Below are 543 nucleotides of genomic sequence, written 5' to 3'. Positions count from 1 at the left end.
GACTGCGCGTAATAAGGCGCGTCAAAACCCGCACGCAGTCCCACAGTTGATTCGAATCGCGGGGCTTATGAATGTTGGATTTAACTCTGACGTGCAGTCCGTACGAACAACTCGCCCCTTTTCAATGTTTTCTTGTTTGGCATAACCCAAGATGTCGCGATTTATCATCTCCCAGGTTTGATCCGTGATGCACTTAATATTGCGATTCAAGGCCGATTTTTTAAAGCCTTCATCGGCAATGCCGATGCGACAAAACCACCGCAGGCTGCTAGAGTCGACGATGTGGAAGGCCAAATCCTGATAAGTGAAACCGAAAAGAGTTTTGACTATGACACATCGCAGCACCTGGTCAGCACTCATACCCTTGGCGCCGGCACGTTGGGTCTCGGACTTACCTGTGTTCAAGTCTTGCAAAATATACTGACAGATGGTAGAGTTTGCATCAATGATACCGCTGATGACTTCCAGCTCTTGGCTTTGCGGATGATCAAGAATGTGGGCCATCAGAGGTATTTGTTTTTGCCATTTTTCGCGCATTTTGTG

General features: G+C 47.7%; 1 protein-coding gene. It reads right to left on the bottom strand.

Annotated elements, in window-relative coordinates; translation table 11 throughout:
• Positions 1-21: 21 nt before the first annotated feature.
• A partial coding sequence (locus tag GY683_RS06035) for a transposase (RefSeq protein WP_297287883.1) occupies positions 22-543 on the bottom strand: 522 nt, incomplete at its 5' end.

Source organism: Moraxella sp. (genome assembly GCF_024227015.1).
Lineage (GTDB): Bacteria > Pseudomonadota > Gammaproteobacteria > Pseudomonadales > Moraxellaceae > Moraxella.
Note: the sequence above shows the minus strand (reverse complement) of the source record. Positions and strands in the feature narration are given on the sequence as shown.